This window comes from Helicobacter sp. TUL, from assembly GCF_002287135.1.
GTDB lineage: Bacteria > Campylobacterota > Campylobacteria > Campylobacterales > Helicobacteraceae > Helicobacter_F.
Genome location: NZ_NESU01000001.1, coordinates 18226 through 44774, shown reverse-complemented (window position 1 = coordinate 44774; position 26549 = coordinate 18226). Strand labels below are relative to the sequence as shown.

The 26549-nt window shown below is 38.2% G+C and carries 31 protein-coding genes; 22 read left to right on the top strand and 9 right to left on the bottom strand.

The annotated features are described in order from the left end of the window. Positions 1 to 14: 14 nt before the first annotated feature. The 3 genes from hemB to B9T66_RS00265 are packed head-to-tail and all read left to right on the top strand — an operon-like array spanning position 15 to position 2123. Positions 15 to 986, top strand: a complete 972-nt coding sequence (gene hemB / locus B9T66_RS00275) for a porphobilinogen synthase (RefSeq protein WP_095626993.1) — start codon at positions 15 to 17, stop codon at positions 984 to 986. Continuing rightward, a complete protein-coding gene (locus B9T66_RS00270; protein WP_095626992.1) occupies positions 986 to 1654 on the top strand; it encodes a hypothetical protein in 669 nt (222 codons plus the stop codon). Before hemB ends, B9T66_RS00270 begins: the two co-directional genes overlap by 1 nt. After that, positions 1641 to 2123 carry a hypothetical protein gene (locus B9T66_RS00265; protein ID WP_095626991.1) on the top strand — a complete coding sequence of 161 codons (483 nt, stop codon included), beginning with the start codon at positions 1641 to 1643 and terminating at the stop codon, positions 2121 to 2123. The genes B9T66_RS00270 and B9T66_RS00265 overlap by 14 nt, the downstream gene beginning before the upstream one ends. On the opposite strand, the gene B9T66_RS00260 is transcribed toward B9T66_RS00265, so the two are convergent. Then, on the bottom strand, positions 2120 to 2740 hold the full coding sequence (locus B9T66_RS00260) for a hypothetical protein (RefSeq protein WP_095626990.1): 621 nt from the start codon (positions 2738 to 2740) through the stop codon (positions 2120 to 2122). The genes B9T66_RS00265 and B9T66_RS00260 overlap by 4 nt on opposite strands. Before the next feature lie 239 nt (positions 2741 to 2979). Between B9T66_RS00260 and B9T66_RS00255 the strand changes: the two genes are divergently transcribed. The 5 genes from B9T66_RS00255 to B9T66_RS00230 all read left to right on the top strand — a co-directional run bounded on the left by B9T66_RS00255 (position 2980) and on the right by B9T66_RS00230 (position 6665). Beyond that, a complete protein-coding gene (locus B9T66_RS00255) occupies positions 2980 to 4272 on the top strand; it encodes an O-acetylhomoserine aminocarboxypropyltransferase/cysteine synthase family protein (protein WP_095626989.1) in 1293 nt (430 codons plus the stop codon). Positions 4273 to 4293: 21 nt separating this feature from the next. After that, a complete protein-coding gene (locus B9T66_RS00250; protein WP_095626988.1) occupies positions 4294 to 5178 on the top strand; it encodes a homoserine O-succinyltransferase in 885 nt (294 codons plus the stop codon). Positions 5179 to 5292: 114 nt separating this feature from the next. Then, positions 5293 to 5604 (top strand): 50S ribosomal protein L21, encoded by a 312-nt coding sequence (rplU, locus tag B9T66_RS00245; protein ID WP_095626987.1) that lies wholly within the window; start codon positions 5293 to 5295, stop codon positions 5602 to 5604. A 23-nt stretch (positions 5605 to 5627) separates the two neighbouring features. Next, positions 5628 to 5885 carry a 50S ribosomal protein L27 gene (gene rpmA / locus B9T66_RS00240; protein WP_095626986.1) on the top strand — a complete coding sequence of 86 codons (258 nt, stop codon included), beginning with the start codon at positions 5628 to 5630 and terminating at the stop codon, positions 5883 to 5885. Between the two features lie 576 nt (positions 5886 to 6461). Continuing rightward, positions 6462 to 6665, top strand: coding sequence for a hypothetical protein (locus B9T66_RS00230; RefSeq protein ID WP_143429076.1), 204 nt, complete (start codon positions 6462 to 6464; stop codon positions 6663 to 6665). Positions 6666 to 6681: 16 nt separating this feature from the next. Here B9T66_RS00230 and B9T66_RS00225 read toward each other — a convergent pair whose 3' ends face one another. The 6 genes from B9T66_RS00225 to hypA form a co-directional block, all read right to left on the bottom strand. After that, positions 6682 to 7155 carry a hypothetical protein gene (locus tag B9T66_RS00225; protein ID WP_095626983.1) on the bottom strand — a complete coding sequence of 158 codons (474 nt, stop codon included), beginning with the start codon at positions 7153 to 7155 and terminating at the stop codon, positions 6682 to 6684. A 54-nt stretch (positions 7156 to 7209) separates the two neighbouring features. Beyond that, positions 7210 to 7995, bottom strand: a complete 786-nt coding sequence (locus B9T66_RS00220; protein WP_095626982.1) for a TerB family tellurite resistance protein — start codon at positions 7993 to 7995, stop codon at positions 7210 to 7212. Between the two features lie 21 nt (positions 7996 to 8016). Next, complete coding sequence (gene ppsA, locus B9T66_RS00215) at positions 8017 to 10446, bottom strand: pyruvate, water dikinase (RefSeq protein WP_095626981.1); 2430 nt, start codon at positions 10444 to 10446, stop codon at positions 8017 to 8019. Between the two features lie 103 nt (positions 10447 to 10549). Further along, positions 10550 to 11698 (bottom strand): lipid-A-disaccharide synthase, encoded by a 1149-nt coding sequence (gene lpxB / locus B9T66_RS00210; RefSeq protein ID WP_095626980.1) that lies wholly within the window; start codon positions 11696 to 11698, stop codon positions 10550 to 10552. Positions 11699 to 11729: 31 nt separating this feature from the next. Further along, positions 11730 to 12170, bottom strand: a complete 441-nt coding sequence (locus tag B9T66_RS00205) for a hypothetical protein (RefSeq protein WP_095626979.1) — start codon at positions 12168 to 12170, stop codon at positions 11730 to 11732. Positions 12171 to 12186: 16 nt separating this feature from the next. Further along, entirely contained in the window at positions 12187 to 12537 is a 351-nt protein-coding gene (gene hypA / locus B9T66_RS00200) for a hydrogenase/urease nickel incorporation protein HypA (protein ID WP_095626978.1), read from the bottom strand. 255 nt (positions 12538 to 12792) lie between these two features. Here hypA and B9T66_RS08740 point away from each other — a divergent pair, with 255 nt between their 5' ends. From B9T66_RS08740 to cutA, 14 genes are all read left to right on the top strand, one after another. After that, positions 12793 to 13335: a hypothetical protein gene (locus B9T66_RS08740; RefSeq protein WP_143429075.1), complete on the top strand. Its 543-nt coding sequence runs from the start codon at positions 12793 to 12795 to the stop codon at positions 13333 to 13335. A 47-nt stretch (positions 13336 to 13382) separates the two neighbouring features. Then, positions 13383 to 14336, top strand: coding sequence for a hypothetical protein (locus B9T66_RS00195; RefSeq protein WP_143429074.1), 954 nt, complete (start codon positions 13383 to 13385; stop codon positions 14334 to 14336). A 69-nt stretch (positions 14337 to 14405) separates the two neighbouring features. Further along, the gene (gene ispG / locus B9T66_RS00190; protein WP_095626976.1) at positions 14406 to 15485 is read left to right on the top strand and encodes a flavodoxin-dependent (E)-4-hydroxy-3-methylbut-2-enyl-diphosphate synthase; all 1080 of its coding nucleotides are present in this window, start codon (positions 14406 to 14408) and stop codon (positions 15483 to 15485) included. A gap of 1 nt (position 15486) precedes the next feature. Next, positions 15487 to 16710, top strand: a complete 1224-nt coding sequence (locus tag B9T66_RS00185; RefSeq protein ID WP_095626975.1) for a glutamate-5-semialdehyde dehydrogenase — start codon at positions 15487 to 15489, stop codon at positions 16708 to 16710. 7 nt (positions 16711 to 16717) lie between these two features. Beyond that, positions 16718 to 17179 carry a hypothetical protein gene (locus tag B9T66_RS00180; RefSeq protein WP_143429073.1) on the top strand — a complete coding sequence of 154 codons (462 nt, stop codon included), beginning with the start codon at positions 16718 to 16720 and terminating at the stop codon, positions 17177 to 17179. Positions 17180 to 17182: 3 nt separating this feature from the next. Beyond that, a complete protein-coding gene (locus B9T66_RS00175) occupies positions 17183 to 18190 on the top strand; it encodes an SCO family protein (RefSeq protein ID WP_095626973.1) in 1008 nt (335 codons plus the stop codon). Between the two features lie 79 nt (positions 18191 to 18269). Next, on the top strand, positions 18270 to 19604 hold the full coding sequence (locus tag B9T66_RS00170) for an MFS transporter (RefSeq protein ID WP_095626972.1): 1335 nt from the start codon (positions 18270 to 18272) through the stop codon (positions 19602 to 19604). 104 nt (positions 19605 to 19708) lie between these two features. After that, complete coding sequence (locus B9T66_RS00165) at positions 19709 to 19984, top strand: NifU family protein (protein WP_095626971.1); 276 nt, start codon at positions 19709 to 19711, stop codon at positions 19982 to 19984. Between the two features lie 2 nt (positions 19985 to 19986). Continuing rightward, entirely contained in the window at positions 19987 to 20619 is a 633-nt protein-coding gene (locus B9T66_RS00160; RefSeq protein WP_095626970.1) for a hypothetical protein, read from the top strand. Next, on the top strand, positions 20591 to 21904 hold the full coding sequence (locus B9T66_RS00155; RefSeq protein WP_095626969.1) for a UDP-N-acetylmuramoyl-L-alanyl-D-glutamate--2,6-diaminopimelate ligase: 1314 nt from the start codon (positions 20591 to 20593) through the stop codon (positions 21902 to 21904). Before B9T66_RS00160 ends, B9T66_RS00155 begins: the two co-directional genes overlap by 29 nt. A gap of 147 nt (positions 21905 to 22051) precedes the next feature. Further along, entirely contained in the window at positions 22052 to 22486 is a 435-nt protein-coding gene (locus B9T66_RS00150; RefSeq protein WP_095626968.1) for a MerR family transcriptional regulator, read from the top strand. After that, the gene (locus tag B9T66_RS00145; protein ID WP_095626967.1) at positions 22483 to 23064 is read left to right on the top strand and encodes an NAD(P)H-dependent oxidoreductase; all 582 of its coding nucleotides are present in this window, start codon (positions 22483 to 22485) and stop codon (positions 23062 to 23064) included. The genes B9T66_RS00150 and B9T66_RS00145 overlap by 4 nt, the downstream gene beginning before the upstream one ends. Before the next feature lie 15 nt (positions 23065 to 23079). Continuing rightward, a complete protein-coding gene (locus B9T66_RS00140) occupies positions 23080 to 23661 on the top strand; it encodes a sugar O-acetyltransferase (RefSeq protein ID WP_095626966.1) in 582 nt (193 codons plus the stop codon). 1 nt (position 23662) lies between these two features. Next, positions 23663 to 23965 carry a divalent-cation tolerance protein CutA gene (gene cutA / locus B9T66_RS00135; protein ID WP_095626965.1) on the top strand — a complete coding sequence of 101 codons (303 nt, stop codon included), beginning with the start codon at positions 23663 to 23665 and terminating at the stop codon, positions 23963 to 23965. A 69-nt stretch (positions 23966 to 24034) separates the two neighbouring features. Here cutA and galE read toward each other — a convergent pair whose 3' ends face one another. Both galE and fliI read right to left on the bottom strand, forming a co-directional pair. Further along, entirely contained in the window at positions 24035 to 25075 is a 1041-nt protein-coding gene (gene galE, locus B9T66_RS00130; RefSeq protein ID WP_095626964.1) for a UDP-glucose 4-epimerase GalE, read from the bottom strand. A 75-nt stretch (positions 25076 to 25150) separates the two neighbouring features. Further along, positions 25151 to 26470: a flagellar protein export ATPase FliI gene (gene fliI, locus B9T66_RS00125; protein ID WP_095626963.1), complete on the bottom strand. Its 1320-nt coding sequence runs from the start codon at positions 26468 to 26470 to the stop codon at positions 25151 to 25153. Positions 26471 to 26549: the final 79 nt, after the last annotated feature.

The following is a 26549-nucleotide window of genomic DNA, read 5'->3' as shown; positions in this document are numbered from 1 at the left end:
ATAAAGGAGAGAGTATGTTTAGACGATTAAGACGCACACGATTACATGCGCATTTGCGAGATTTGGTGCGTGAGAATAGCGTGAGTGTGAGTGATTTTATTTACCCACTTTTTGTTGTAGAAGGTAGCGGTATAAAGCGTGAAGTGCCTTCATTGCCAGATGTATTTCAGATGAGTATTGATGAGGTGCTTAAAGAAATCGAAGTATTATGTAAGCTTGGAATCTATCATATTATCCTTTTTGGGATTCCAGATCACAAAGATTCTTGTGGCAGTGAAGCATTGAGTGATAATGGCATTATTGCCAAGGCTTTGCGTGCCATTAAGCAACACGCACCGCAAATGTTTGTGAGTGTGGATTTGTGCTTTTGTGAATATACAGATCACGGACATTGTGGGATTTTGGATAAGAATGGCATTGTAGATAATGATGCGACTTTGGAGATTCTCGTGCAACAAGCTATCGTGCTTTGTGTAAGTGGCGCGGATATGATAGCTCCTAGCAGTATGATGGATGGTTGTGTGGAGGCTTTGCGTTTTGGGTTAGATAAGGCAGGATTTTCACATATACCGATTATGGCGTATTCTACAAAATTTGCTAGTGCATATTATGGACCATTTCGTGATGTCGCTCAATCCGCACCAAGTTTTGGGGATCGCAAAACCTATCAACAAGACCCAGCTAATAGGCGTGAGGCAATTTTAGAAAGTCTTAATGATGAGAGTGAGGGTGCGGATATCTTAATGGTAAAACCTGCTTTGGCGTATCTTGATGTCGTGCGTGATATACGCGAACGCACACTGCTACCATTGGCTGTGTATAATGTGAGTGGAGAATACGCAATGCTTAAGCTAGCACAAAAAGCAGGGGTTATTGATTATCCAAAAGTGCTTATGGAAACTATGCTTTGCTTTAAGCGTGCTGGTGCAGATATTATCATTTCCTATCATGCTAAAGAAGTTGCAAACATTTTGCAGGAGTTTTGATGAAAACACAAAATAAAATTTTTCAGCGATTGGTTTTTGGTGTCGTAGCAGTTGTTGTGGTAAGCGCAGTTTTTGTGTTAAGCCAACCAAAAACACAAGAATCTAGCACTATAAGCACACTCACAGAGGAGGCGGTGAGTGAATCTATGCAAGAGAGCAATGATAGCGAGGCGCAATCCCCTGAAGCTTTAGAGATTAAAGAGGAATCTAGCGCAGATTCTAATCCGCATTCACATTCCTTACCCCAAGCGCAAACTAGTGATGTGGCTACCACTTCACCTAGTATAGAATCTAGTGATACTCCAAAGACATTGGTTGTGTGCGAAAATGATGTAGCAGTGTATGATAAAGAGGGGCGATCTGTTATTGGGAGTGCATTTGTGGGTTTGGCAGGTGAAGAGGTAGGACACATAGATGATAAAGTCGTGCTACATATCACAAGCTACCACAATGGCACACAAATGTTGTATACAGATTCTAAATTTGATACGCCTATGCTGAAAGTATATGGATTGGATTCTACTATGAGTTTAGAAGTGGCTATTGCCAAAAAAGACTTACACCAACATAATGACACGCCTTGTGGGGAAATAAAAAACACACAAGATTCTCACGATGTGCCAAACCACGCACAAGGTAATGGAATCCAAAATCATGGAAATATCTAGACCAAAATTTGCCGATTGTCATTTTAGTCGGATTAAGCGTTTTATCATCAAATGGGAGACAAGATCTCTAGGTGCTGATATTGATAGGCTTATAGCGATTTTGCCTTGTGTGATTTATGCGGACAAGGCTAGAATCGATATTTTGCTTGCGCGCACTCAAGAAGTGCTTAAAAAATATCTCAAACAAAATACCTATATGCTGCCCAGAATCCTTGATAGAATCATCATGCGTTTATTGAAGTATAAAAATGATGAAAAATATTATATTCAAGATAGATCCAAGGCTTTTGATATTGTGTTGCAAAATATTCAGCTTTATAGTGTGGTGATTGATATTCTTGATGATCCTATGTTTGCGCATTTACTCCAAGCTTTTGATGAGCGCATAAAAGAAGGATATGACAAAGAATACACCCTCAATGCCGATGGGAAAAGAGTATTGTCGTTTCAAGAAAAATATAGTCGCTAGAATACAAAATCATAGGTGAGCAGAATCTGCGTGTTTTGGAGTGTGCGACTGCCACCCAAAGAAAGCTGTGCATTTTGTGCATCGACCCAAAGTGTATTTGCAAATGGTAATCCAACAGCCCCTAAATTGAAGTCATCTATAAATGCTTGTCTAATGACAATGTGAAATTTATGAAGCCCATTGATATTAATAGTAATACCAAGCTTATTGACGCGCCCACCATAGTAGAATTTTCCACCCCAATCATAGGAATTATCTTCATGATAGATTCCATCATTATAAGTTTTTGTCTTGCCACCTGCGCGATATTGGGTGATTTCAAGACTAGTGCCAAAAAAGAGATTTATAGAGGTATGTGTAAATGGATGAAACTCATAAAACACGCGATATTCAGCCACAGCACGCCACAAGCTTGTATCAATTTCATTTTGTTGGAATGTTTTATTATTAAGCTCTAGCTCTGAATAGCCTGATGAAGAAAACCCACCCCCTTGTATCCCAAATTTATCTTTATGGATTTCAAGATTTTGGACAGCAGATGGAGGAGGGGTGATGGTAATATCAGATGCTTGTAAAAAAATGATAAAAAGAAACACACAAGCTAATATTAAACGCATATCAAAACCCTATGGAATCTAGAAATACATTTGGTATTATGCACTAGATTCTCTTAAATTTCATATGCCAACATCTAGTATTTGTGTATATAAAAGCTTTTTTGATATGTCTTGCATAATTTGCAAAAAGGTAACATAGCACAAAAAAGATATGTAAATTTATAAAAACACATGTTGTGTTTTAAAAAATTTGTGTATCATAAACGTGAAATTCTATTATTCACTCAAAGGAGTAAGATATGGCAAATTTACCACATACACATTTTGCGCAAGAAACACTTGCCTTACATGCGGGTTATACATATGATTCACAACGCACCATTAGTGTGCCTATTTACCAAAATACCGCCTATAGTTTTGAGAATCTTCAACAAGCCGCAGCGCGTTTTAGTTTGCAAGAACTTGGTAATATTTATACGCGTCTTACAAATCCCACAACCGATGTTTTGGCAGCTCGCTTAGCGGCTGTAGAAGGTGGAGCTTTTGGGGTAGTGACTTCTAGCGGAAGTGCAGCGATTTTTTATGCGATCGTAAATTGTGCCCAAGCAGGTGATAACATTGTGTTTGCCAATAAAATTTATGGTGGCACACAGACACTTTTTGTGCATACACTAAAGCGTTTTGGCATACAAGCTCGAACATTTGATATTGATGATATAGAGAACTCTTTGCCACAAGCTATAGATTCAAATACAAAAGCAATCTTTTTTGAAAGCATTTCAAATCCTCAAATATCTATCGCAGATACCCTTGCTATCACAAAAATAGCCAAAGAACACAAAGTTATTACGATTTGTGATAACACTGTGGCAACTGCATTTTTGCATAAGCCACTTGATTTTGGTGTGGATATTAGCGTGTATAGTATCAGCAAATATGTCAATGGACAAGGTAGCGCATTGGGTGGCGCTGTGATTGAACGCAATGGATTAAATGATTTTATCAAGGATAATCCACGCTACCCAGCATTTAATACACCTGATGAAAGCTATCATGGCTTGGTATATGCTTCATTGCCGTTGCCAATTTTTTGCATTCGCCTTATTACAGAATGGTTGCGAAATATTGGCGCGACACTCTCGCCACAAAATGCGTGGGTTATTTTGCAAGGCTTAGAAACACTAGAGTTGCGAATCCAAAAACATAGCCAAAATGCACAAAAAATTGCGGAGTTTCTCTCTCAACACCCTAAGATAAAAAATGTCGAATATCCGGGGTTGCGTGAGAATCCATATCATCATCTTTTGACAAAATATTATAGAGATTCTCTTTCTAGTGGGCTTTTGAGTTTTGAAGCACAGAGTTTTGAGGAAGCACAAAAAATTTGCAATACCTTGGAGCTTTTTGCTATTGCTGCAAATATTGGGGATTCTAAATCGCTTATTATTCATCCAGCTTCTACGACCCACTCTCAACTTAGCCATGAAGAATTGAGGGCAGCGGGTATCACGCCTGAAACAATTCGTTTAAGTGTTGGATTAGAATCTGTGGAAGATTTGATAGCGGATTTGAAACGAGCCATAGAGGGATAATATTATTTTAAGGATAGGTATATGCCATTAGTGCTTTCAGAAGATATTCCAGCTTATAGTTTTCTCAAAAACAATGCGTTTATTATGGGCGTGGATCGTGCGACACATCAAGATATTCGTCCGCAAGAAGTGTTGCTTATCAATCTTATGCCCACAAAGATAGAGACAGAATGCCAGATTCTCTCTTTGCTTGCTAACTCACCATTGCAGGTGAATATCACGCTTTTAGCGACCTCTAGTTATGTAGGTAAAAACACACCTAAAAGTCATTTAGATAAATTTTATGTCAATTTTAGTGATATTTTGGGGAGACGCTTTGATGGAGCGATTGTTACGGGAGCGCCCATTGAGCAAATGCCTTTTGAGGAAGTGAAGTATTGGCAAGAGCTAGTAGAGATTATGGATTATCTTAGGAGTCATTGCACAAGCACTTTGTATTTGTGTTGGGGAGCTATGGCGGGGTTATATCATTTTCACAATATAGCAAAAACCTCATTGGACAAAAAACTTTTTGGTGTTTTTGATCATCGCATAGTTCAGACAGATTTGTTGCTTACGGGGCTTGATGATGTTGTAAGGATTCCGCATTCTCGATATAGCGGGATTAATGAAACACAAGTGCAACAAACCAAAGAGTTAAAAATTCTTTTGGCTGGAGAAGAGAGTGGTATAAGTGTTTTAAAAGATTCTCAAGATGTGTTTGTGCTTGGGCATTTAGAGTATGCGCGTGAGACTTTGCAGCAAGAATATATTCGCGATCAAAATAAGGGAGTAGCTATTGACGCTCCACAGCATTATTATGATGCCAATGGCAATATAGTGTGGTCGTGGCGCTCGAGTGCAAGTATATTTTTTGCTAATTGGTTAAATTTTTCGGTGTATCAAGTCACGCCATTTGTGTTGTAGGGGGAGGTTTTGTTCTTAGGCAAAATAAATATCACAAAGCTTATCTTAATTTTTTTTAAGATACAATCCCCACTTGTTTTTTACAAAACTTCAAATCTAAACTAAGGAATGCGTATGTATGCAGTATTTAAGAATGGAGGCAAGCAATACAAGGTAAGTGAAGGTAGTATCGTGCTACTTGATAAACTAAGCCTTGAGCCAAAGTCAAAAGTGGAGTTTAGCGAAGTTTTGGCACTACATGATGGGGCTAATCTATCGGTTGGCACACCATTTGTAAGTGGTGCTAAGATTGAAGCTGAGGTGATTAACGAGGGTCGAGGCAAAAAAGTGATTACTTTCAAAAAGCGCAGACGCAAGGATAGCAAGACTAAACGCGGATTTAGAAGAGATTTCACGCGTGTGAGAATCCTAAAAATCACTAAATAAATTTTAAATTGTAAGGAGTTGCAATGGCACACAAAAAAGGTCAGGGTAGTACCCAGAATAACAGAGATTCAGCAGGGCGTCGTTTAGGTGTGAAAAAATTTGGTTCTCAATTTGTGCGAGCTGGAAATATTATCATTCGCCAAAGAGGCACAAAAGTGCATCCTGGTGATAATGTAGGTATGGGCAAAGATCACACAATTTTTGCACTTATTGATGGTGTGGTGAAGTTTCAACAAAAAGACAAAGAGCATAAAAAAGTTTCAGTAATTCCCGCTTCTTAAAGAATCTCCTTGCAAGCTTTGATTAATATGTCATTCTTGTGATAGGAGCTCTATATTTTAGAATCTACAGATGATAGGCTGTGGATTCTCTCATATATATTGTAGATGTATTGCCTTATGTGTTTTTATTTCTAATATTTAAGGATTTTTATGTTTACCCCCCCCCCATAATAGCCCTATATGTGACATAGGAGCGCGCAGTGGTCCTTCGCGCATTTATTCTTTAGGCTTTTCACAAGCTTCATTGCTCTTGTTTTTTGGTCTTTATATTTTCTTTTTTACACTTAATGCCATGTTTCCTATTCAGAGTGATGATCTTGGCGCTCCTCTTGGTAATTTAGATTCCATGATTGGCTCATACATGCATTGGAATGGTCGTATAGGTGAGCTTCTCAAAGTTTGGTTTGGTTCATATCTTGCACACACACCATATTTTCCTTTTATTAATACATTGTTTGGTGCCACGTTTCTTTACCTCTTTTTTGTGTTAATTTTTGGGAGATTTCCTAATATCGTGCTTGTAGATCTTGCAACAATTACACTTATACTTTTTTTGTCTTGATGGCTTGTGTAGATATGCGACTTAAATGGGAGCGTATGTTGGCATCTATTGTGACACAAAAAGCAATGGGAGCCACACAAATAATAGTAGATAAACAAACTTTTGTGTCATATTATAAAGGATATACAGACTGGGGTAATCCCGGATCAGATCCTACACAATGGCCAAATACAAGTTATGCAAGAGTATTTGGTGTGCAGAGCTTTATTGCAAAATAATAGGAGCTAAGAAGCCTTACATAATACCACCATTAATACTATCAATATAGTGTAGTTTATGCACTACACTATTGAGCAAACCTTTCATTTGCATACTATGGGTGTCATTAGTAGCGATTTTTTCAAATTCATCAAAACTAAGCTTTTGGGCATTATCGCGTAAGTAATGCATGGCGCTTAATTCATTGTAGTTAATGATAGAGGCTTTATGTAAGGTATTAGCAAGATGATCAAAATGTTCTTGAGAGCCAAAAGCATCTGTAGCCACTTCTTGCAATTCTTTAGCTTTTTTAAGCATAGAGGAAGGTTCAAAATAGTCTTTGATACGAAATGAGGTATTGGGATTAGAAATATCGTGAGCAACTTGGGTTTGGGAGATTTCCTCTAGAGGTTTGATGTTATGTAATTTAGAATCAGTAACATCCTCTCTAGCACCTGCTTGATTTTGGTAATAGACAGAGCTTAACAAGGATTGCCCATCTACTTTCATGATTATGCTCCTTTTGTAACTTTTTAGCTATGAAGCATATTGTATTCCTTGTTGCTATATGTTTTGGTTAAGGATCTCATAGGCGCGTTTGATACGACGAAGGTTTGGCGCGTTAGATTCTAGCATAGATTTATTGAAGTGTTGCGTATCCAAAATCGCGCCCTTAGCTTCTTTGATAGCTTTTTCATATGCATTTTGCAGTGTTTGTGCATCATATGTATCCTCTACACCCAAAAGTTGCATAGCCTCTTGTTTGGTCATTTCTATGTTGTTGCTATAGAGAGTGGAGAATTCATCATAAAGCTTATTAAAATCCTCATTATCAAGTTCAAAAAAGGCTGCTATGTCAATAAGCATTGCTTCTTCGTTTTTGTCAAATTCTCCATCAGCATAGGCTAGGACAAACAAAAATTCTACGACCTTGAGGCGTTTTTTGTATTCGCCTTTTGTGGCATTATCAAAGTCTATACATAATTGCTCTAAGCTTCTATCATCGCCATGTTCATAAATATCAAGCAATGCTTCTTTGGTGATTTTGGAATTTTTAGAATCTCGTGCCATTTCCTCGATCATATCCTCCACGAGGACACGCTCAAATTCACACATCTTCCCATCACTGCGAGCAAAAATCCCTAAAATTGCGCTTAAAATCCCATATTCGCTTTCTCGGATCTTGTTTTGTGCTCTTTCTTCTTCGCTTATAGATTCTATTTGTGTAAATCCAAAATCCTGCTTTTGTGGGACTATGTCTTGATGCAATGGATTTTTGAGGTAATCTTGGAGTGTAACATATAAAAAATATGCTACACCAGCACCTATAAGCAATAAAATAAATTCCATATATTATTCCCCTAGTGTCTTTTATTTATTTAATTTCTTTTCTAATTCAGCAACAAAACGCCAAGTTTTGACTACAGAATCCGGATTGAGTGAGATTGAGCTAATGCCCTCTTTGACCAAAAATTCCGTAACTTCAGGATAATCACTTGGGGCTTGTCCGCAGATCCCGCAATATTTGTTGTGTCGCTTACACGCTGCTATGGCTTGTCTAAACATTTCAAACATAGCAGGGTTTCGCTCATCAAAGATATGTGTTACAAGTTGCCCATCTCTATCCACACCCAGAGTAAGCTGTGTCAAGTCATTTGAGCCGATAGAATAACCATCAAACATACTTAAAAACTCATCTGCCAAAATTACATTCACAGGCAATTCGCACATTACATAAATTTCTAAGCCATTGCGCCCAGATTCTAAGCCATTGCGGCGCATAATTTCTAGCACTTTTTTACCCTCTTCTGGTGTGCGCAAAAATGGTATCATAACTTTCATATTGTTAAGTCCCATTTCATCACGCACCATGGCTAATGCTTCACACTCCCATTCAAATGCTACGCGATATAAATCAGAATAATATCTACTTGCTCCACGATAACCTAGCATAGGGTTTTCTTCTTGTGGTTCATAATATGTTCCTGCAACCATACCGCGATATTCATTTGATTTAAAATCACTTGTTCGGACAATCACAGGGTTTGGATAAAATGCTGAACAAATCATACCAATCCCTTCAGCAATTTTCTTGACAAAGAAATCTTTAGGACTTTCATATCCTGCCATAAGCTTTTCAATCTCCGCACGCTCTTTGATGTCTTTGTCTTTGCCATTTTGGATATCAAGAAGTGCAAGTGGGTGTGCTTTGATTTGGTTAAGGACAATAAGTTCCATTCTAGCAAGTCCCACGCCACTATTTGGAAGTTTTGCAAAACCAAAAGCTTTTTCTGGATTGCCCACATTCATATAAATTTTTGTTTTGGTTTCGCCAAGATTATCTAGCTCTACGCTTTTTACTTCATAATCACAAATACCTGCATATACATAGCCTTCCTCGCCTTCAGCACACGAAACAGTGATTTCCATACCTGTATAGAGTCTATCAGTCGCACCTACTGCACCAACGATTGCAGGCACACCAATTTCACGCGCGACAATAGCCGCATGACAAGTCCTACCACCACGATTTGTGATAACCGCTGCTGCTTTTTTCATCACAGGTTCCCAATCTGGGTCTGTGTTGTCTGTAACGAGAATCTCCCCTTCTTTAAAGGTATTCATATGCTCTAAATCATTGATGATGCGCACTTTTCCAGCACCGATTTTATTACCAATGGCACGTCCTGTAATGATTACCTCTCGAGATTCACTAGGGTTAGTGAATGTAAATTCTTCTAGGCGGTTGCCTGTTTGGTTTTTAAACTTTTGGCTTTGCACGGTTTCTGGTCTTGCTTGAACGATAAAAATCTCTCCACTCTCGCCATCTTTTGCCCATTCCATATCCATAGGGCGATATTCTCCGGCTTCTTTTGTGTAGTGCTCCTCGATTCTAATAGCATAGCGCGCAAGAGTGAGAATGTCCTCATCTGTGATTGCAAATGTTTTGAGTTCTTTTTGTGTAGTTTTGATATTTTTTGTAGGGTGTTCGCTACCGCGTGGAGCATATACCATTTTTTGGTGCTTATGCCCTAATTGGCGTTTGATGATAGGTCTTTTGCCATCCTTAAGTGTGGGTTTAAAAACATAAAATTCATCTGGATTCACAGTGCCACCCACAACATTTTCTCCAAGCCCCCAAGCAGCCGTGATAAAGACAGCATCTTTAAATCCCGTTTCTGTGTCGATACTAAACATCACACCAGCGCTACCTTTATCTGCGCGCACCATTTTTTGCACACCTACAGAAAGAGCGACTTTAAAGTGATCAAACCCCCTAGAAGCACGATAGCTTACCGCCCTATCAGTAAAAAGTGACGCAAAACAAGACTTTATGTAATGTATAAGTTCACTTTTGCCTCTCACGCTAAGGTAAGTGTCTTGCTGTCCAGCAAATGACGCATCAGGGAGATCTTCGGCGGTTGCGGAGCTACGCACTGCCACATCTGTTTCTTTCATACCATATTCTTCACTCAGAATCTTATAAGCTTGGAAAATCTCCTCGCGCAAATCATCAGGAAATGGCGTGCCAAAAATGAGCTCTCTGATCTTTTTTGAGCGTGTTTTAAGGACATCAATTTCAGTTACATCAACGCCTTTTAGTAACTCTTCTATCGTGTGTCTAATTCCGCCAGAATCTAGCAAATACCAATATGCATCGCTTGTAATTGCAAAACCATTTGGGACTTTTATGCCCTCTGATACAAGTTCTTGAAACATTTCACCAATACTTGCATTTTTCCCACCAACGATAGGCACATCTTTATTGTTGAGTTCTTTAAAAAACTTTATGTATTTCATCGCGCTTTATCTCCTGCTGTTTTAAAGTGCCTAAATTGTAGTCAATCAAAACTTAAAAGGCACTAATACCTTAGATTTTGTTGTGTAGATACGCGTTTTTGTGCTACCTTAAGTGCGTGAGGTTTGTCAATAAAATCCTAACTACATTGTGTGAGCTTCCATGTTGAAGATAGGCGCGTAGTGTTTGTGCATTTTTTATGTATGTCGCACAATCAAAATTATGATAAGAATCTAAAAGATTTTGTGGTGTGAGATCATCTTGGATAAGTTCTGTATGTAGCTTTTGATCACTTTTTCCGGCTTGTTGATTACAAGCCCCTTGATATAAGATATTTGCTAATCCCACGACCTTAAGCTTAACAAAAAACTTCACGATGTGGTATTCAATCGGACGCATTGTGTAGGCAAGAACAAATGGTGCTTGCAGCAACGCTGCTTGCAAGGTAGCGGTGCCAGAGCAAATAAAGGCAAATTTACATGTTTGTAATGCCTTTGTTGCATCAAAGCTAAGCGTAAATTCTTTGATTTCTTCACCATAGATATTTTGTAATTCCTCTTTAGAAAGGTTTGCAAAATGTGATGGTGCGACTAAAATCTTTGGTTCATGCAGTTGTTTGGCGACTTGTGCAAAGATCGGAAATATTTTTTTAATCTCTCCTTGGCGACTTCCGGGCATAAAGACAATTTCTTGTGTGCGTGGCAGTGGAGAATCTATGGGTAATTCATCAAGAAGTGGGTGTCCGACATATTGCGCGCGATTTTGTCGCACAGCATTTGGATACATACTAAGCTCAAAGGGCAAAATTGCACAAAGCCTATTACAAATTCGCTCTATTTCTTTAGCTCTCCAGCTTTTCCACGCCCACACTTGAGGCAAAATGTAATACACTACTTCCACGCCACTTCCCTTAAGCCCTTTTGCTAATGGGATATGAAAGCTTGAACTATCGATAAGTAAGGCTTTTTGGCAAGTTTTAGCAAGGGCTACCATCTCTAGATTCACACGCTTATAAAAAAATATTTTTTTTATCACATCAATAAAAGCCATTGCTGAAAATGCTCGTAAATCATAGCTAGAGTGTGCCTGTATATTACTACAACCACTAAAAACATCATTATCAAAAATCCCTACAATCTCTAATGTGATATGTTGCTGCTTTGCTATACAATCCATTTCTTGTGCAAGTGCTTTTAGGTGGATATTTGCACTTGGTTCAATAGCGCTTATAAATAATGTACGTGATGAAACCATAGCAAGCCTTTTATTTAGAGATATTTGGCGTTTAATCGCGATCTTTTGTGGGTTTTTTATCGAGCGTATTAGATAGTGATTCTCGTGCGTTTAACTCTATTTCTTGCTTGAGATCTCTAAGTTCGATTTCTAGGCGGCGATTTTCTAACTCAAGCTCTAAGATTCTTTGCTTATAGTCTTTTGGTATATCTTCCAATGCGGTTTTGTTTTTGGTCTGTGGTTTTGGGGATTTTTTGGGTTTTGGCTTTATAGAATCTTTATGTTCTTGTGCTGTTTTGATTTGGTTAATAGTTTCTCGCAAACTGCTTAATTCTTGTTTGGCTTGTGTAATTTCTTGTTGGTATTGGCTAATTTCTTGTTTAAAATTTGTGCGATGTCGCTCAAAAATCTCTACAATCTCCCACAAACTCCCGCTTGTGAGGTCGTATTGCAAAAACTCTTTGAAAATTCGTGCATCAATGTCTTGATTCATTTTACGCTCCAACAATCTAAGAATCTAACTCCAAGCTTAGCAAAAGCAATTCCCTTCCTTTGACAATCTCCACATTTTGTGATTGACACTTAGGACATATTGCGTATTGCATATCTTGCGCAAGACTTTGGGTATTACATTCTTTGCATAGAATCTCCACGGGCTCATAGGTGGATTCTAAAAGTGTATTTTGGCAGAGGGCAAACTCACTTTTAAAAGTCTCAAAAGTGCGCCTCAGCAGTCCAATATCTACGCCACTACGCTCACCCACACTAATGACAATTTTATGCACTTTGGTTGCTTGATGTTGCGTGGCAATCTCACACGCTTGATCCAAAAGTGCATTGACGATAGATAATTCGTGCATATTATCCTCTTTTATGTGTTTTTATCTATGAGCATTATAACGCACTATTATAGAGATTTATGAGGATTTTATAAATCTATAAGTATAATCGTGCTTTTTTAAACATCGTATTTTTAGGGGAACATTATGAATCTACACACACAACAGGCGCAAGTAGGTACTTCGTATTTACGTAGTAATATTTGGGACATATTGTATTGGCTTTTTGTTGGAGTATATGTATTTTGTATCGTTTATAAATCTAGTATGCCACTTATGAATACCGATGATATAAATTTTTATACAGCTTTGGTGCAAGGTAAAGATGCCTGGCATGGGCTTGATGTTCAAAATAGAAGATTTTTCCCACTTGCAGGTTGGAATCTTAATCTTATCGCCTTGTTTTCTACTAGTCCTTATGCGTTTATGATAGGCAATGCTCTTGTGTTTGTTGTTACTGCTTTTTGTTTTTATAAACTTAGTATTCATACAAAAGCTCATAGGGCACTTGTCTTTGTATTTTTTGTTACATTTTCTCTCACCGTTGGCTATGTTAAGATTACAACACAAATTATTTATCCGGAGCTTACACAAATTATGTTTTTGTGTCTCTTTTTCCTTGGCGCATATCATGTTTATATGAAGCTCTCCAATGACACTCACCGAATTAATATATATATATATATATCTTCTTGTTGGTGCTTATGGGGAATTGTGTTATTTATCTCAAAGAGGTTTCTTTTATCCTTATTGGTGGTTTTGGCTTTTTCCATCTTTTCTTTAGTTTTTTATCTAGTAACAAGAGCTTTAAAACCCTGAATGCCAAGCTCATTGGTTTTGATATTGCACTAATGATAAGTGGTGTAGTGTTTTTACTCATTTATATGTATGTTACCGCTAATGCACATTCAAACTATGCAAATCAGGAGTTGTTTTTTACACCTCTACGAACATTTGTGGTTTCTGTGCTTGCTGCACCATTTGTGAGTATTGTATTGCCTTGTATGTTAGTGGTGCGATTTGTGTTGCTTTATAAACATAGGCAGTTTCCAAATCCATTTTGGGATAGCATTGGGCTTGTTGCATTTGCATATTTTGTGGCATTTCTTATACTTGATATGGGAAGTTTTAATTATTTTATGCCTGCAAATATTCTTGCATATATATATACATTGTATGTTATATCACTTTATGGAAAATTATTGATAAAAAGAGTAGTGTTTTGGTGTGTGAGCGTAGTGGTTGGATTTATTTTAATAACCAATGCAATTCCCCAAGGCATACATTATTTCACAATCAATAAGATTCAAATACGTAATTTTGAGCATATGTTTGGATTTTTACAAGCTTATCTTACAGAATATCCTCAGACAACATTGTATTTTGATGGCTTTGGTCGTGGCTTGGATAGGTATTATTATTTTCCGTCATATGGAGCGATTTTTTCTATACTCCCTAATCTTTATAATACACAGATTTTTGATATCAAGTCCAAAGAGCCAAATGGCAAGGCTTTTATGGCAAATCCAGAAGCAAAATTTAGCTTTTATAATAGTGATGAAGTGAGTGAGCCACAGAGTGGAGACTTGGTAATTGTAACATTTTTTAGTGATAAACCTATTACTCCAGAGTATATTCAAGCTCTACATCAAAAATACGAATTATTGTTTGTAACAAATAACTTTGGTTATATGCCTTCATATAACCTTATGAGTTTGGGGGCGTATGTTCTTCAAAAATTAGGCATTAATCATTCTTTAAGTAATGTTGGTAATACATTTAAACTGCCTTCCCAAATGTATGTTTTTAGAGTGCCATAAGATTTTATGCACTCTTTGTATGTTATAATCCTTGCTTTTTAAGATTTTTTATGTATGCAAGGAATCCCTATGCAACGATACCCAACGAAACAAATTTTTGTCGGTAATGTCCCCATTGGTGGTGATGCACCTATTTCTATACAAAGTATGACTTTTAGCAAGACTTGCGATATTGATGCGACAAAAGCACAAATTGATCGCCTAGCACTTGCAGGAGCGGATATTGTGCGTGTGGCAGTGAGTGATGAAAAGGACGCCAAGGCATTAAAAAGCCTTAAGGCGGTTTCTCCATTGCCACTTGTTGCTGATATTCATTTTCGCTACAAATTTGCGCTTATTGCCGCAGAATCTGTAGATTGTATACGCATAAATCCCGGAAATATCGGTTCTAAAGATCGTATAAAAGCTGTAGCCAACGCGTGTAAAGAGCGCAATATTCCTATTCGCATTGGTGTCAATGGTGGGAGTTTAGAAAAAGAATTTGAGAGCAAATATGGTCCAACACCAAAAGGCATGGTGGAATCTGCACTCTATAATATCAAGCTTTTAGAGGATTTTGATTTTACTAATATCAAAGTTTCTCTCAAAGCAAGTGATGTGTTGCGCACCATGGAAGCATATAGAATGCTTCGCCCACTTGTGGAATATCCTTTTCATTTAGGTGTGACAGAGGCTGGCACACTTATGCATTCTGCTATTAAGTCTTCTATGGCATTAGGTGGATTGCTTATGGAGGGCATTGGCGATACAATGCGTTGCTCTATCACAGGTGAGCTTGAAGAAGAGATTCATCTTGCGCGTAAGATTTTGCAATATAGTGGGCGTCAAAAAAATGGTATCACGCTTATTTCTTGTCCTACTTGTGGGAGAATAGAGGTGGATTTGGTAAGTGCTGTGAAAGAAGTTGAGAAAAAAATAGCACATATCACCACACCTTTGCAAGTGAGCGTAATGGGCTGTGCTGTAAATGCGTTAGGGGAGGCAAAACACGCTGATATTGCAATCGCATTTGGCAATAAAGATGGACTCATTATCAAAGGAGGCAAGATCTTGGGTAAATACAAAGAGAGCGAGATTTTAGAAGTTTTTATCAAAGAGGTAGAAACTCTTGCACTGGAGCGTGCAGACGCACAATCGAAAGGGGCATAATATGTCTCTAATCCAAACTCTTAAAAACGCCAAGTCCGCTACGCATATTCTTGCGGGATTAAATCTCACAAAACGCAATGCACTTTTAGAATCTATGGCAGATTCACTTCTTGCACATGCCAATGAGATTTTGGACGCCAATACACAAGATATGCAAAATGCCACTAACCTTTCTTCATCGCTCCAAAAACGCTTAGAGCTTAGCAGGGAAAAGATAGAATCTATGGCAGATTCATTGCGACACATTGCGACACTCAAAGATCCTCTGAATAGAATTTTAGATGGTTGGGAAATGCCTAGTGGCATTAGGATTGAAAAAGTTAGTGTGCCACTTGGCGTGGTGGGTGTGATTTATGAATCTCGCCCTAATGTTACAAGCGATGTAAGTGCTTTGTGTCTAAAAAGTGGCAATGTTTGTGTGCTAAAGGGTGGCAAGGAAGCCTTGCATTCTAATACTGCAATTTTACGCGCTCTGCATGAAGCCCTAAAGCTACACGATTTGCCACTAGAGTGTATCAATATGATTGCCACACATCAAGAGGTTGCGGAATTTTTGCAACAAGACGCATATATTGATTTACTTATTCCACGAGGTGGGGAAAATCTCATCAAATATGTCCAACAACACTCTACAATTCCTATCATCAAGCATGATAAGGGCGTGTGTCATCTGTATATTCATACCAATTATAACCCTGCTTATGTGATTCCAATCGTGCTAGATTCTAAAGTGCGCTACCCTGCGGCGTGTAATACAATAGAAACTTTGCTTATTGATCGTGAGATTGCAAGTAATCTTTTGCCTAATATTGCCAATGCCTTGAAACAAACAGGCACAAATCTTATGGGAGATACAGAAGTTGCGCGCATTCTTAGCCTTGATGGCGAGGCGGATTACACAAAAGAATATGGCACTAATACATTGAATCTAAAGATTGTAGAGAATCTTAATGAAGCGATTAGGCATATCAACACATTTGGCTCACAGCATTCAGATTCTATTATCACAAATGATGTTTTGGCAATGGAGGAATTTCTCAATAATGTCCAAAGTGCGTGTGTGTATGCTAATGCTTCCACGCGTTTTAGCGATGGTGGGGAGTTTGGCTTTGGTGCGGAAGTGGGAATCTCAACAAACAAGCTCCATGCGCGCGGTCCTATGGGTATAGAATCTCTAACAACATACAAATACAAGATTAGTGCACTTGGTGCGATTAGAGGCTAAGATGAATATGCGAGTCTTGATACTTTTGTGCATAGCGTTGATAAGCGGGGTGGCGTGTGCGTGGATTGTATTTATGGTTTTGCAGCCAAAGGATTCACAGCTTGTCTATCAAGAATCTAACACACCACTTCCGCCATTGCCTTGTTCACTCAATGCTTCTGTTTGCACAATTACCTATCAAGATTCAGTAATTAGCATAGAATCTTCTATGCGCCCTATTCAAGCAATGCGCCCAGTGACATTTTTTATCAAGGGATTTTCTAATCTTAGCGATGATTTAGTGTTGAAAGTATATGGATTAAATATGGAGATGGGCACGATAATCACACAAGCCACAAAGGAAGGTGATACCTATCAAGCGACTATAAATCTTGGGACATGTTCCTTGCAAACAATGCGCTATCGCCTCGCATTGTATGAGGGCGCAAAACCTTTGGGAGCTTTTATAGATTTTGATGTGGAGCAATAATATATGAAATCTAAGATTTTAGGTTTTTTTGTGTTGTTTTTCCTTGGATTTGGCGCAATGAGTGCATATCTCTATCTAAAACCCCAACATACAACATATGATTTATGTGGTAAAACTCCACAAGGCGAAGTATGCGTAAGTGATTTTAAAGGGAAAAATGTCCTTGTGTATTTTGGCTACACATTTTGTCCTGATGTATGCCCTATCACGCTTTCGCTTATTTCAGATGTTTTTACACAAGCTCAAGAGCACGGCGAGATAGATTTGGCAGATTTTGTGCTTATGTTTGTTACACTCGATCCGTTGCGAGATAGCCCACAAGACACACAAGAGTATATCGCACATTTTTTTCCGCATTCTTATGGTTTATGGCTTACAGAAGATGAGTTGGCAAAACTTGCGCCAATGTATAAACTCAAATACCAAAAGATAGCACTTCCAAATTCGGCAATGCAATACTCCATAGCACATACTTCAAATATAGCGTTTTTTGATAGCACGGGGAAGTTTTATAGTATTCTTGAAAATCCAACCTTTGAATCTTTGCATACTATACTAACAAGTTTAAGCACTCCAAAAACTACAACTACTCTTGCAAAAAAAGCACTTATGGAGAATTTTTTAGATACCACTATATTAGAGATTGGGGATAAGCCACTTTTTTTATGTTTTGGATCACAGGGGTGTGTGCATTGCCAAAAACTCTTAGAATCTTTGCATACACATACAGCACTCCAAGAGCTTTTGCAGACAAAATTTAGAGCTCATTATATTGATATTGCACATCCTCATCTTTATGAATTTGTCTCAACATCTAAAGATTCTGTGCAAAATCTGCCCAAAACACTCAAAACCAACGAACTTATGACACGCTACAATGTGCTAGCTACGCCTACTTTAGTGATTATAGATTCACACGCTGAAGTGTTGCAGAGATTGATTGGGGATTGTGATGTGTCGGTGTTGTTTGATACATTACAAAACATACTCGCGCAGTATAAAGGTTTGTAAATCATAGGATTATGTATTTTTGCAAATGTAACACAATCACTATATAATTGCACCCCTACAAACACAATTAAGGAATACTATGTTTAAAGATGTTTTTGCGCTCACACTTGTTTCGTCTTTTAGATTCTTTGGGCTTTTTGTTGCGCTGCCTGCTATTGGGCTTTATACAGATGCCTTTGGTGCAAGTGCGTTTCTTGCAGGGATTGCTGCGGGTGGTTATGCTATCACACAAATCATTTTTCAAACTCCTTTTGGAATTTGGAGTGATAAATCTGATAAAAAACTTGTTATTGCTATAGGGCTTGTGATTTTTATCATAGGGTCGCTTGTGTGCGCATTTAGCAATGATATTATTTGGCTTATCATAGGTCGGTTTTTACAGGGTGCTGGAGCAATTGGTGGGGTTATTAGCGCACAGATTGCGGATTTGGTGAGAGAAGAGAAGCGCAGCAAAGCTATGGCGATGATGGGTGCTGGGATTTTTATGAGTTTTATTTTTGCGATGATTTTGGGTCCATTGATCGCTGGAAATATAGGCTTACAAGCGATTTTTTTACTTACCGCATTGCTTAATACAATCGCATTGATTGTATTACTTGTGCGTGTGCCATCTACACCAAAGATTATTTATACCTATCAAAATACGGATTTTATCAATATCCTTAAAAATCCAAGTTTGCAGGTGCTAAACCTTAGCGCATTGTTACAAAAGTTTTTGATGATTTTTACCTTTGTGATTGTGGGTTTGGTGCTCAATGATTTATTTGATATTCATGAATCTAGCTTGTGGAAGATTTACACACCAGGTGCAATTTTAGGATTCCTTAGTCTTGCTCCTGCTTCGATTTTGGCACAAAAAAAAGGATACTTTAAACAAGTTTTGCTTGTTGGGGTGATTGCTTTTATACTTGCGTATATTCTTATTGCATATGCTAGTTATATTGGGAGTTTATGGCTTTTTGTGCTTGGGGTTATGATCTTTTTTGTAGGGTTTTCTATACATGAGCCAATTATGCAAACTCTAGCTAGTCGTTATCCAAAGGCACATCAAAAAGGTTCAGCACTTGGATTTTTAACCACACTTGGATTTGTGGGTTCAGCATTAGGGGCTTTGTGTGGTGGTGTATTATATCAATCTCTTAGTTTTGTAGATTTAAGTATGTGTGTTGTAGTAGCGTGTGTGTTGTGGGCTATACTTATGGCGGTGCGATTACATAATCCAAATAATGAAAAAAACCTTTACTTGCCGATAGATTCTTATACACAAGAAAGTTTGCAAAGCCTTAGTGCTGTTTCTGGTATCATAGAATGGTATACCAATACCACACAGGGCGTTGTAATCATCAAATATGATGACACATTGCTACAAGAAGGCGAGATTCTCTCTCATCTTGTGCATAAGGAGCACTCATGAGCATATCAGAAAAAGTTATCGTTGCCTTGGTGATGGTGAGTTATCTTATATTTCTTATATATCGCAATAGAGATTATTTTAAAAAAGACAAATAAGGAGTGAGAATGGAAAATTTTCCTTTTAGTGATGAAGAGCTTAAAGATCCCGTCAATATTGTGATTGAAAAGGTGCGTCCGACATTGCATCTTGATGGTGGAGATATTAGTGTGTTGGGTATCAAAGACGCAAAGGTATATGTGAGATTAGAGGGTGCGTGTCATGGGTGTCCAAGTAGCTCTAATACTTTGAAATATGCCATTGAGCGTAGGCTTAAAGAAGAGATTCACCCAGATATTGCCATTATCAATGTTGCGCACGATACGCCAAATCCATTAGGATAAATATGCCAAAGCTCACCTCCCAAAACACACGATACGCAATTAACAAAGCCTTAAAAAGTGCTTTTGAACTTTTTAGCACCAAGCAATATGAGCGTGCGTTTAAGAGTTTTGAGCGTATCCTTGCCATAGCGCCAAAAAACAAAGATGCCAAGATTGGAATCTTATTATGCGATAGTGCGCGTGAGTTTCCAGAAAATGCGTATTCGCTTTTTGAGTATTATCAAATTCTTTTGTCTTCCAAAATTTCTAAGCAAAAAGCCCAAAAGCAGATTCTTGAGATTTTAGAATCTGTAGATAGGGCAAGTTTTAGTCTTTCAGATATGTTTAAGGGAGTTGAGAAAAAGAGAATCCAAGAGCTTGATGGCATTTTGTATCAAGATTTTTTGGCTTCTATCAAAAATCGCTCTAGTTTCAAGGAAGCCTTTGAAGACATTATGTTTAGCACAAAAATAGCTTTTACCTCGCCACAAGAATTTTATGATTTCTTGGAGCAGCTTATTGAAAACGGCTTTACAGAAATAGGGCTAGAATATATAGAATCTTTTAAAGCACTCAAGCATACACGCTTTGATGCACGCCTAGATGCAATCTTAAAAAAGGCTCTTGATGCGCATAACAAAAAACATAACTTATAATAATCAACATTTTAGCGCGATCACTGATGATACGACATGCATAGATTCACACACGCTTTTTGTCCACACAAAACAAAATGAACGCTACTTTGCTACCATAGACATAAAGCCACCATATATTGAGGCACAAAATCTTAAGGAAATATTTGCTATGCCAAAATGTATCGTGGGTATCACAGGCACAAATGGCAAAACTACGACTGCGACAGTTATTTATGAGGCGCTTCGTGAGCTTGGGTATAGCACAGCATTGCTAGGGACGCGTGGATTTTTTGTAAATGGAAAAACGCTAAAGCCAAAAGGGCTGACAACGCCAAGCGTTTTAGAATTATATGAAAACTTTGAATCTGCCAAGGAATGCCAATATTTTATTATGGAAGTAAGTTCACATGCCATTGTGCAAGAGCGCATCGCGGGCGTGCATTTTGGACTAAAGATTTTAAGCAATATCACAAGCGATCATTTAGATTTTCACAAAAGCTTAGAGGAATATATTCGTGTGAAAAATAGTTTTTTTGCTTGCGATAGCATAAAGCTTCTTAATGCCGATGAGCCAAAGGCACGCTACAATCTTGCCAATGCTTATACCTATAGTATAGAATCTAAGGCAAATTTGTATGCGGTATCTTATGATGTATCTCATAGTGTGCATGCACAAGTGGCTTGGAATGATGAAAATGCGCCCTTAGAGATTGCGCAACTCCAAACTAAGCTTTTTGGCAAACATAATCTCTATAATGCACTAGCAGCACTTGGTGCGCTAAAGCTTCTCACACATGCACCTTTAGATTCACTCACGCAAGTTATTGCGCATTTTGGCGGTGTGAGTGGGCGTATGGAAGTTATTTCTACCAAACCGCTTATTATTGTGGATTTTGCACATACTCACGATGGTATGGAGCAAATTTTTCAAAGCTTCACAGGGCGTAAGCTCGTCGTGCTCTTTGGTGCGGGTGGCGATCGTGATACAAGCAAAAGACCAAAAATGGGAGCTATAGCAGATACTTATACGCACAGAATCTATCTCACAAGCGATAATCCTCGCAGTGAAGATCCAGATTCTATAATCGCTCAAATTGCTCAAGGCGTGCGTGATACTACCAAGCTCATCATTGAATCTAATCGCCAAAAAGCGTTAGAGCTTGCTATACAATCATTGCAAGATGATGAGGTTTTGCTTGTGCTTGGCAAGGGTGATGAGAATTACCAGATTATTGGTGATAAGGTTTTGCCTTTTGATGATAGGGAGGTTATTAGGCATTTACTAGCCTCTGTAGATTCTTAGGATATTGGGGTTTTAGATTCGTATTTTCTGCTATTTTGTGATACATAATTTTATGGTAAGTCTTGACTTAGAGTAACTCTCATGTTTTATAATTTCATATGTTTTGTGGATTTAGGTTTTATCAGCAGGTGATCCTAAGGAGGCATTGTGGCTTATACAATTATTGAGGTAGAAAAAAAGACAGGAGTGTCTTCACATACCTTGCGTTTTTGGGCAAAGAAAGGCTTATTTCCTTTTGTAGAAAAAGATGACAATCAAGTTAAATATTTTAGTGAGCGCGATGTGGAATGGGTGCGTTGGATTAATTGGTTTCGTAAAGCTCAAATGGATATTCCGACGATTAAATATTACATAGAGCTTGCAAATAAGGGCGATTGCACAGCAAAAGAGCGACGAGAATTGATTGCTAGGCAAAAAGAGATTGTTACAGATACTATTGAGGAGCTACAATCTGTGCTTGAAACGCTAGATTATAAGCTTGGTGTTTATGATGAAATGTTGCATAATAATATCGATGGATTTAATCCACAAAGCAAACAATACAGAGGTTGTAAAAAAGACTGCAAAAAGGAGAATGCATGAAAAATATATTGCTGATTAATGGAAGCAAAAAGTTTGGTAGTAGTGAAGGTAGGCTTTCTGCGACTTTGCAAGAAGTGGCTAAAGAAACATTGCAATCTTTTGGGTGCAATATCGTAGAAACACATATAGATAAGGGCTATGATATAGAATCTGAAGTGCAAAAGTTATTAGATTCTGATGTATGGATTTATCAAATGCCTGGTTGGTGGATGGGTGAGCCTTGGATAGTAAAAGAATATATAGATAAAGTATTTATGGCAGGAGCTGGAAAGTTTTGTGCTAGTGATGGGCGACATCGCGATAATCCAAGCAAAAATTATGGCAAAGGTGGCTTATTACACGATAAGAAATATATGTTTAGTCTTACTTGGAATGCACCCATTGAGGCATTTACAGACAAAGATGAGTTTTTTGGTGGCGTGGGTGTAGATGTCGTGTATTTGCATTTGCATAAGGCACACGAGTTTTTGGGTATGCAGGCTTTGCCAACATTTATTTGCAATGATGTGGTCAAAAACCCACAAGTAGAACAATACATACAAGAGTATAAAGCGCATTTGCAAAAAGTGTTTGGTTAAAGTAAGGATAGGATTATGAATGTTTTTGAGAAAGATTTGGCTGGTGTGCCACTAGATTCTAGAGATCCTGAAGTCGCACCTATCATCGAAGTGATTAAGCACACACAAAAACTCATCGCCAAGCTTAATAATGGAGAAAAAAGCGAGGAGCAAGTGCGTGAGATTTTAAGTCAAATTATGGGAAGAGAGGTGGATTCTAGTTTGTGGCTTTTACCACCTTTTTATACGGATTTTGGTCGTAATATATATTTTGGCAAAAATGTTTTTGTTAACACCGCTTGCACATTTATGGATCGGGGCGGAATCTATATTGATGATGAGGTGTTTATCGGACCAAAAGTTAATCTCATCACTATTAACCACGACATTAATCCCTATAATCGCACTACTACCATTTGCAAGCCTATTTATATCCAAAAGCGCGTGTGGATAGGTGTAGCAGCAACTATTTGTCCGGGTGTTAGGATTGGTGAAAATTCTATCGTGGGTGCTAATGCAGTCGTTACCAAAGATGTCCCGCCAAATTCTATCGTGGGCGGAAATCCTGCAAAACTTATCAAAAAAATAGCGATAGAAAATTATACGCCAAAGGATTAATATGGCGCTTGTAGTCTTAAGCACCGCACCAAACAAAAAGGAAGCCAAACGATTAGCCAAAAAGCTTTGTAAGCGACGCCTTGCTGCTTGTGTCCAAACGCATAAAATACAAAGCTATTATCATTGGCAGGGCGCTATATGCGCAGAATCTGAAATTGCCCTAAGTATCAAGACACGCAAAAAGCATTATAAGAAAATTCGCAAATTTTTGCGCTCTCATCATAGCTATGAGGTGCCACAGATTCTAGCATTTACGCCATGCAAAATAGAAAAACACTACAAAAAGTGGCTAAAAAAGCTATAGTCTAAAAAATTAGATTCTTATTGTTTTTGTATCCAAATACTCCCACCTGTATTGTTTAGGCACATAACATTATTTACTGAATCTTTCCCACTCATATGCGCTTTTGATGATGTAGGCGAGATCATTAAATTGCGGTTTCCAATCTGTAAGAGTGCAGATTTTGGTATTATCCGCAACAAGAATAGCAGGATCTCCTGCTCTACGATCAGAATCTAAGACTGCAAAATCCACGCCACTTACCTTTTTTACCATTTGGATAACCTCAAGCACACTATAGCCTTGTCCATAACCCACATTAAAAATTTCACTTTCATTATGTGTTTGGAGATATTTTAGTGCGCTTAAATGGGCGTTTGCTAAATCATCGACATGGATATAATCTCGCACACAAGTGCCATCTTTGGTCGCATAATCCCTGCCAAAAATATGCATCATCTCTCTTAAACCACACGCGCATTCACACGCAACTTTGATGAGATGGGTTGCGTTTTTGGATCTTTGTCCCAAACCTTGCGCAGATTCTAAAAGTTCTAGCGTGTTAGCGCTACTTGCTCCTGCGACATTAAAATACCGCAAGATAGCATAATTAAATTGTGGATAGGCGCGATGTGTATCCATAAGCACACGCTCACTCATCATTTTGCTCGCACCATATGGGTTAATAGGAGCTAGTGGAGCATTTTCTCGCACAGGCACAAGGCTTGCATCTGGTTCGCCATATACCGCTGCTGTAGAGCTAAAGATAAAGGTATTAATGTTATGTTTTATGCAAAGCTCGATAAGTAGGGTAGTGTTTAGTGTATTATTTTTGTAATATGTAAGTGGCAGGGTTACAGATTCGCTAACAATAAGCGAGGCAGCAAAATGCACAATTGCATCGAATTGTTCTTGCGCCATAAGGCTAGAGAGGGTATGTGTATCACCCACATCACCCTTTACAAATCGCACGCGATCCCCAAAAACCTTTGTAATGTATGCGTAATTTTCCTCAAAACCTGTGCTTAGATTATCATAAATCACAATATGAGAATCTAGCTGTTGAGTGAGAAACCAAAATGCTGTATGTGATCCTATATAGCCACTTGCCCCAGTAAAGAGAAATTTTTTCATACCAATCCTTTAAGCTTATTTAGATTCTATAAAGACATAAGAGAATTTCTTTTGAGATTGTAGCATATATTAGTCTTAGCTCATAATGACTTGAAGTTGTTCTATGATTTTTTGATATTCCCAAATGTCTTTAAACTCTTGGCTTAAAAATTCCTCCATAAGAAGTTTTTTTCCTAGTGCTTCATCAAGTTCAGGATCATTGCCCTTTTGGTAAGCACCAATGCGCAATAAAACTTCATTTTCTTTTAATAACGCATAGAGTCGTCGAAACTTTCTTACTGCTTGTAAGTGTGGCGGTGTGATAACATCATTAATGACCCTTGAGGCGGAGTTTAGGATATTGATTGGTGGATAGATTCCAGAATCTGTGAGTTCGCGTGAAAGCACAATATGCCCATCGAGGATAGAGCGACTTTGATCAGCGATAGGATCATTAAGGTCATCGCCTTCAGTGAGCACGGTAAAAAATGCCGTGATAGATCCCACGCCTTCTTCTTTTCCGGCACGCTCCATGAGTTGGGGTAAAATCGTGAGAGATGAAGGTGGATAGCCCTTGCTTGTAGGTGGCTCACCAAGTGCCAAGCCTATTTCGCGTTGTGCCATAGCAAAGCGTGTGATAGAATCCATAATAAACAAGACATCATGCCCTTGCTCTTTAAAATACTCGGCAATAGCCATAGCACTAAATGCGCCATATTTACGCATAAGCGGTGAATCATCGCTTGTGGCTACAACAATAATAGTATTATCCATATTGTTATTGAGATTTTTTTGGATAAATTCTGGCACTTCTCTACCACGCTCACCTATGAGAGCGATTACCTTGATAGGCGCTTTGCAACCACTTACAATCATGCCCATAAGTGTAGATTTACCCACACCAGACCCAGCAAAGATTCCCATTTTTTGTCCTTTGCCACAGGTGAGTAAGCCATCGATACTTTTGACACCTACACTAAAGACTTCATCAATAACGCCTCGTTTGAGTGCGCTAATAGGCTCTCGCATAAGAGGAGTGCTAGATTCTGCATGTAGCGCTCCTTTGTCATCTATAGGGATTCCAAGTGGATTTATCACACGCCCCAAAAGGGCATTTCCAACAGGAATCTGCAAACCTTGTGTAATAACGCGGACATAATCCCCACTTTTTCGCCCCTCGACAAACGAAAAAGGATTGATATAAAAATGATCTTTCTCGATTGCACTCACCATACCCAAATCTTTGGTGCTGCGTTCTGATAGAGAATCTAGAGGGTTAGAAAATTCGATAATATCTCCCACGCTTGGACGTATACCACTTGCCACAATCATATTTGGCATAATTTTTATGATACTACCATAGCTTGGAGAAAGGTTAGTGTTTTTAAGCTTTTGGCGAATTTCTTGTAATGACATAAATATCCTAAATTTTTTAAGGTTTTTTTAGTTACAATCGCCAAATTATACTCGAGCAAATATTAAATTAAGGAATTGT

Excerpts from the sequence above, each read along its gene's own strand:
- hemB (WP_095626993.1), top strand. The coding sequence starts at position 15 with ATGTTTAGACGATTAAGACGCACACGATTACATGCGCATTTGCGAGAT.
- B9T66_RS00270 (WP_095626992.1), top strand. The coding sequence starts at position 986 with ATGAAAACACAAAATAAAATTTTTCAGCGATTGGTTTTTGGTGTCGTA.
- B9T66_RS00265 (WP_095626991.1), top strand. The coding sequence starts at position 1,641 with ATGGAAATATCTAGACCAAAATTTGCCGATTGTCATTTTAGTCGGATT.
- B9T66_RS00260 (WP_095626990.1), bottom strand. The coding sequence starts at position 2,740 with ATGCGTTTAATATTAGCTTGTGTGTTTCTTTTTATCATTTTTTTACAA.
- B9T66_RS00255 (WP_095626989.1), top strand. The coding sequence starts at position 2,980 with ATGGCAAATTTACCACATACACATTTTGCGCAAGAAACACTTGCCTTA.
- B9T66_RS00250 (WP_095626988.1), top strand. The coding sequence starts at position 4,294 with ATGCCATTAGTGCTTTCAGAAGATATTCCAGCTTATAGTTTTCTCAAA.
- rplU (WP_095626987.1), top strand. The coding sequence starts at position 5,293 with ATGTATGCAGTATTTAAGAATGGAGGCAAGCAATACAAGGTAAGTGAA.
- rpmA (WP_095626986.1), top strand. The coding sequence starts at position 5,628 with ATGGCACACAAAAAAGGTCAGGGTAGTACCCAGAATAACAGAGATTCA.
- B9T66_RS00230 (WP_143429076.1), top strand. The coding sequence starts at position 6,462 with ATGCGACTTAAATGGGAGCGTATGTTGGCATCTATTGTGACACAAAAA.
- B9T66_RS00225 (WP_095626983.1), bottom strand. The coding sequence starts at position 7,155 with ATGAAAGTAGATGGGCAATCCTTGTTAAGCTCTGTCTATTACCAAAAT.
- B9T66_RS00220 (WP_095626982.1), bottom strand. The coding sequence starts at position 7,995 with ATGGAATTTATTTTATTGCTTATAGGTGCTGGTGTAGCATATTTTTTA.
- ppsA (WP_095626981.1), bottom strand. The coding sequence starts at position 10,446 with ATGAAATACATAAAGTTTTTTAAAGAACTCAACAATAAAGATGTGCCT.
- lpxB (WP_095626980.1), bottom strand. The coding sequence starts at position 11,698 with ATGGTTTCATCACGTACATTATTTATAAGCGCTATTGAACCAAGTGCA.
- B9T66_RS00205 (WP_095626979.1), bottom strand. The coding sequence starts at position 12,170 with ATGAATCAAGACATTGATGCACGAATTTTCAAAGAGTTTTTGCAATAC.
- hypA (WP_095626978.1), bottom strand. The coding sequence starts at position 12,537 with ATGCACGAATTATCTATCGTCAATGCACTTTTGGATCAAGCGTGTGAG.
- B9T66_RS08740 (WP_143429075.1), top strand. The coding sequence starts at position 12,793 with ATGAATACCGATGATATAAATTTTTATACAGCTTTGGTGCAAGGTAAA.
- ispG (WP_095626976.1), top strand. The coding sequence starts at position 14,406 with ATGCAACGATACCCAACGAAACAAATTTTTGTCGGTAATGTCCCCATT.
- B9T66_RS00185 (WP_095626975.1), top strand. The coding sequence starts at position 15,487 with ATGTCTCTAATCCAAACTCTTAAAAACGCCAAGTCCGCTACGCATATT.
- B9T66_RS00180 (WP_143429073.1), top strand. The coding sequence starts at position 16,718 with ATGCGAGTCTTGATACTTTTGTGCATAGCGTTGATAAGCGGGGTGGCG.
- B9T66_RS00175 (WP_095626973.1), top strand. The coding sequence starts at position 17,183 with ATGAAATCTAAGATTTTAGGTTTTTTTGTGTTGTTTTTCCTTGGATTT.
- B9T66_RS00170 (WP_095626972.1), top strand. The coding sequence starts at position 18,270 with ATGTTTAAAGATGTTTTTGCGCTCACACTTGTTTCGTCTTTTAGATTC.
- B9T66_RS00165 (WP_095626971.1), top strand. The coding sequence starts at position 19,709 with ATGGAAAATTTTCCTTTTAGTGATGAAGAGCTTAAAGATCCCGTCAAT.
- B9T66_RS00160 (WP_095626970.1), top strand. The coding sequence starts at position 19,987 with ATGCCAAAGCTCACCTCCCAAAACACACGATACGCAATTAACAAAGCC.
- B9T66_RS00155 (WP_095626969.1), top strand. The coding sequence starts at position 20,591 with ATGCGCATAACAAAAAACATAACTTATAATAATCAACATTTTAGCGCG.
- B9T66_RS00145 (WP_095626967.1), top strand. The coding sequence starts at position 22,483 with ATGAAAAATATATTGCTGATTAATGGAAGCAAAAAGTTTGGTAGTAGT.
- B9T66_RS00140 (WP_095626966.1), top strand. The coding sequence starts at position 23,080 with ATGAATGTTTTTGAGAAAGATTTGGCTGGTGTGCCACTAGATTCTAGA.
- cutA (WP_095626965.1), top strand. The coding sequence starts at position 23,663 with ATGGCGCTTGTAGTCTTAAGCACCGCACCAAACAAAAAGGAAGCCAAA.
- galE (WP_095626964.1), bottom strand. The coding sequence starts at position 25,075 with ATGAAAAAATTTCTCTTTACTGGGGCAAGTGGCTATATAGGATCACAT.
- fliI (WP_095626963.1), bottom strand. The coding sequence starts at position 26,470 with ATGTCATTACAAGAAATTCGCCAAAAGCTTAAAAACACTAACCTTTCT.